We start from the raw sequence: 5,510 nt of genomic DNA on the forward strand, positions 1-5,510 counted from the left end.
AAGTGGTATAGTGTTTTAATTTTAAAATTTATAGGTGGACTTGTATGTCTAGGTGCAGGTTTATCTTTAGGAAGAGAAGGCCCTTCTGTGCAAATAGGTGCATGTGTAGGGGAAGGATTTGCTAGCACAACTAAAAAAATGGATAATGAGAAAAAATATTTTATAACATGCGGTGCAAGTGCTGGGCTTGCCGCAGCTTTTAACGCTCCGATGGCAGGGGTTATGTTTTCTCTTGAGGAGGCGCATAAGAACTTCTCACCTATAGTGTTGTTGTCTGCGATATCAGCAGCTCTTATGGCGGATTTTGCATCAAAGAATTTCTTTGGATTGAAGCCTTCTTTAAATTTTCATCAATTATCAGCAATGCCTTTAAAATATTATTGGGCGCTTTTAATATTAGGTGTGGTAATAGGAATAAGTGGAACTATTTTCAACAAAGGATTACTGGTTTCGCAAAATATATATAAGAAGACAAATTTATCTATAGAGATGAAATGTATAATACCATTTATAATAACAGGAGTTGTTGGATTAACAATACCTGCTTTATTAGGTGGAGGACATGATTTAATTATGAGTTTACAAGATACAAATATGCCTATTAACATATTGATGATGTACATCGTGATTAAGTTTATATTTACATTTGCGTGCTTTGGCTCTGGAGCGCCTGGAGGGATATTTTTCCCATTATTGACTTTGGGTTCTCTAGTAGGCGATTTAGTTGGTATTATTATGGTCACTTATTTAGGGATTCCATCACAATATTTGTTGAATTTTATAGTAATAGCGATGGCAGGTCATTTTGCAGCCATAGTTAAATCACCTATAACTGCAATTATATTAATATCAGAAATGACTGGCTCACTTAATCACTTGCTGTCTTTGGCGTTTGTATCTGTAGTGGCGCTTTTAGTTTCTGATTTATTGAAGACAAAACCAATTTATGAAGCTTTATTAGAAAGAATATTGAAAAACAACCATCTTACATTAGAGGGAAGCTATAATAGAAAGACTTTAGTAGAGGTCTCTGTAGAATTAGGAAGTAATTTAGATAATCATTACATACAAGATATTATTTGGCCTGAAGGATCTTTAGTTGTATCTATAGTCAGAGGTGAAAAGGAAATTATTCCACACGGAGATACCCTATTATTAGCTGGGGACTTAGTTACAGTTATGACCAATGAGAAGGATGCTCCAATTGTCTTGGAGGATGTAGGGCAAAAGGCTAGTTGTTCTTAGAAGTTTTATAAATTTAAATGTATTTTTATATTAAAATAAGTGAATAATTAAATAAGGATATTTTATAGTTATATATCTGATATAATATGATAATGTAAATAATTTAATAAATTTTATACATTAAGGTGGAAAACATGATAGATATAGATAAATTAAATGAAAATCAACAAATGGCAGTCAAGCATGTTGACGGTCCGTGTATGGTATTGGCAGGTCCTGGTTCTGGCAAGACTAGAGTAATAACTTACAGAATAGTAAACATGGTCATGAACGAGGGAATACCTCCGACTAGAATACTTGCCATAAGCTTTACAAAGGCATCTTCAATAGAAATGAAAAATAGAGCTTTGAGTATATGTAATGATTTTAGAATGAACAAGGTTACCTTTGGAACGTTTCATGCAGTGTTCTTTAGAATTCTTAGAAAATTTGAGAAGTTAAACTTAAATAGTATTTTAGATGAAAAGCTGAAGAGATTTGCCCTTAAAGGAATTTTAAAGAGTTTAAATGTTGAAAATGGAGAAGATGATGAGCTTATAGGACAGGTTATAAATGAAATTTCTTACGTTAAAAACGAGATGATGGACAAAGCTGATTTTGAGTCAGAGGTCCTTACAAAGAATGAATTTATAAATACATATAATATGTATGAAAATTACAAAGATGAGATTAAGAAGATCGATTTTGATGATATGCTAATTAGGACTTACTATTTACTACAAAATAATCCTGATGTACTTAACATAGTTAGAAGCGTATACAAGTATATTTTGATAGATGAGTTCCAGGACAGTGCGACATGTTCTCAGGTTAAATAAACAAAGCTTGAGCGCTAATATTATTAAATTTTAGTAGAACTTATTTTTCGATTAGTCAAATGAGAGGACACCACTCGAAGGGCTAACCTTAAACTACGACTTGCCTATTATCAAACTGTAATTAAAAAGATGTAGGTAAGAAGCTCGTTAAAGGCGTCTGAGAATTACCGTAATGTTTGTTGAGTAATAATCAACCGCAACGAAAGTTATCCAGAGGTGGATGATGTAATCTATAGGGCGGAGGTCTACAAAATATCTAAGGTGAGAATTGTTGCATAAGCAAATGACGAAGAACCGAATGTACGCTTCTAAAGGAATAGATACTAGAAATGGTATTACTACTAAATGTAGGATTAGTGAGGTAGAGTAAAAATTGTCTTTATGAAATACCTTATAATTTCGTTAAGGGAGAAATTATCAAGCTAATAGGAGCAAAGGAACCACCTAAGGATATATGCATAGATAGAAAAATAGGAACATGGAAAGCAAAACTACATGGAGAGATTACACTCTATGAAATGGTAGTAAGGAAAATGTAATATGCATCAAATATATTATATATAACTTACTTTTAAGTTTTGTGAGAGCGGTGCCATAGTACTTGTGAAACAGTGATAATAAGCTGTGGAGGGATAGGCACTAGTCGATTATTGATGTAAATTATATAGGAAAATAAATTATTAGGTTCGAGTAAGACTAAGAGAAACATATTTCTAGATCCCGTCAGGGAAGGGAAGGTGTTGACTAATAGCTACTAACAGCAGAAAACAACTTACAAAAACAGAAGTAGAAAAGAAATCTACTAATATGAAAAAGAAGAAAAGAAAGCTTCGAAACAATGAATATTATTATATGCAAAATATATTTGATGAGTTATATGACAAATCAAAGAAGAATCAAAATTTTAAAAATTTAATAGAAATCATTTCTATGCCAGAAAATATTTTATTAGCATATAGGAATATAAAGAAAAATGCAGGTAGCACTACACCTGGTTTTGATGAAAAAGATATTAAATTCTTAGCTAATAAATCATCAAATGAATTAATAAAATATGTACAAGATAGATTACAAAACTATCAGCCACAAGAGGTTAAAAGAGTTGAAATACCAAAAGATAATGGTAAAATGAGACCATTAGGTATACCAACTATTGGTGATAGGCTGATACAACAGTGTGTTCTTCAAGTACTAGAGCCAATATGTGAGGCAAAGTTTTACGCCCATAGCTATGGATTTAGACCAAATAGAGGAACACATCATGCAATAGCAAGAAGTTATAGTTTAATAAATAGAAATGGTTTACATTATGTAGTTGATGTTGATATAAAAGATTTCTTTGATAATATTGACCATGGAAAATTACTGAAACAAATTTGGACTATTGGAATTAAAGATAAAAGATTAATTTCAATAATATCAAAGATGTTAAAAGCTCCAGTTAATGGAGAAATTCCAACCAAAGGTACTCCACAAGGTGGAATATTAAGTCCATTACTATCAAACATTACACTAAATGAATTGGATTGGTGGATTGCATCACAATGGGAATATATGATTACAAAGAAGCAATATTCATCTGGAAAATATAATGAAAAGGGTATCAAAGTTCAAGATAATACGAGCAAATATAATGCTCTAAAAAGAACTAACCTAAAAGAAATGTTCATTGTTAGATATGCGGATGATTTTAAAATATTTTGTAGGGACTATAAAACGGCACAAATTATCTATAAAGCTGTAACTGAATGGCTAAAAGAAAGACTTAAATTAGATATAAGTAAAGAAAAGTCAAAAGTTACAAACCTAAGAAAGAATTACACAAACTTTCTTGGAATCAAAATTAAAGTAGTTCCTAAGAAAAACAAAATGGTAATAAAATCAAATGTATGCGATAAAGCAAAAGAGAGAATAATTAAGCAATTCAAGAGATTGCTAAAGGAAATCAAACATAGACCGACATTGAAAAATGTATGTAAATATAATTCTGCGGTATTAGGCAGACATCAATATTACAAAGTTGTATCAATGGTAAGTCGAGATTTTAAAGAAATTGATTATCAAGTCTCTCGATTCCGAAAACATATAGTTGAAAAAAGTGGTAGCTATAAGGGTGTAATAACTGACCTCTATATAAATATTTATGGCAATTATGAAGGTAAAAAGCAGTTTATTCATAAGAATATATTGTTTCCACTTTCGTACGTTAGAACAATTGCCCCAATAAACTTTTCACAACAAGTTTGTAATTATACAGCTGAAGGAAGAAAAGTAATTCACAACAATTTATGTAAATTTGAAGTAAGCCCATATATAATGAGATACTTATTAGAAAATCCTAATCCTAACCAAACAGCAGAATTCAATGATAATAGAATTTCGCTTTATGTTGGACAAAATGGAAAATGTGGGGTTACTGGTGAATATCTTCAAATTGGAGATATGGAAGTGCATCATAAGCAACTTAAATCAAAAGGTGGTTCGGATGCATATTCAAATTTAATTTATCTAATAAAAGATATACATAAATTGATACATTACACGGATATAGAGAAAATCAAAAATACAATCAATGAATACCAACTTACTGAAAAACAACTATTAAAAGTTAACAAACTGCGTACGTTAGCAGGAAATTTTACTATATAATAAACAAAAACATAAACGATGGCACGCCGTATGAGGTGAAAGTCTCACGTACGGTGTAGAGCGGGGGAAAAGACGGAGATAATTTCAAACTCTTACCTATCGCTATTCAACAGAGTTCAGTTTGAGGTTATCAAGCTAATTGCGGAGCCAGAAAACAATATATTTGTAGTTGGAGATGAGGATCAAAGTATATATGGATTTAGAGGGGCTAGACCTGATTTTTTACTACAGTTTAAGGACTATTTCAAGGACTCAAAGGAAGTTAGATTAGATATAAATTATAGATCAAAATCAGAGATAATAGGAACTGCAAACAGATTAATAGATAAAAATGAAAATAGATACAATAAAGTAATCAAATGTAATCAGAAGGAAAAGGGGACTGTAGAATATTTAACTCCAAAGGATTCAGAAGATGAAGCTATACAGATTGCAAAAGACATACTAGAAAAAGTAAAAGAGGATTACGTAGAATACGACGATTTTGCAGTAATATACAGAACAAACTTGCAATCTAGAGCATTAGTAGATGTATTTATGGATATGAGAATTCCGTTTGTGATTAGAGATTCAGTTGTGACGATATACGACCATTGGGCAGCTAAGGATATATTATCTTATTTGAAATTGGTGATTGATCCTGATTCAAATGAGTATTGGATAAGAATTATCAACAAACCATTTAGATATATATCTAGAGAAAGTATAAACTCAGTCAAGGATGAAAAATACTTCTTAAATGCTTTAGTAACAAAATGCAATCTACATCAAAAGCAAGTGAAGACTATAAATGACTTG

The 5,510-nt window shown here is 31.2% G+C and carries 4 protein-coding genes; all 4 read left to right on the forward strand.

Annotation, left to right across the window (positions count from 1 at the left end; all coding sequences use genetic code 11):
- Positions 1–1,245 (forward strand): ClC family H(+)/Cl(-) exchange transporter (locus tag ACI3VO_RS04800; protein WP_439756829.1); only part of this gene is annotated, 1,245 nt, incomplete at its 5' end.
- A gap of 134 nt (positions 1,246–1,379) precedes the next feature.
- On the forward strand, positions 1,380–2,063 hold the full coding sequence (locus ACI3VO_RS04805; RefSeq protein ID WP_439756830.1) for a UvrD-helicase domain-containing protein: 684 nt from the start codon (positions 1,380–1,382) through the stop codon (positions 2,061–2,063).
- Between the two features lie 807 nt (positions 2,064–2,870).
- Positions 2,871–4,712, forward strand: a complete 1,842-nt coding sequence (gene ltrA, locus ACI3VO_RS04810) for a group II intron reverse transcriptase/maturase (RefSeq protein ID WP_439756831.1) — start codon at positions 2,871–2,873, stop codon at positions 4,710–4,712.
- Between the two features lie 81 nt (positions 4,713–4,793).
- Positions 4,794–5,510, forward strand: a 717-nt coding sequence (locus ACI3VO_RS04815) for a 3'-5' exonuclease (protein ID WP_439756832.1), incomplete at its 3' end; no start/stop codon positions are given.

The sequence above is a fragment of the Intestinibacter sp. genome, from assembly GCF_051866655.1.
Lineage (GTDB): Bacteria > Bacillota > Clostridia > Peptostreptococcales > Peptostreptococcaceae > Intestinibacter.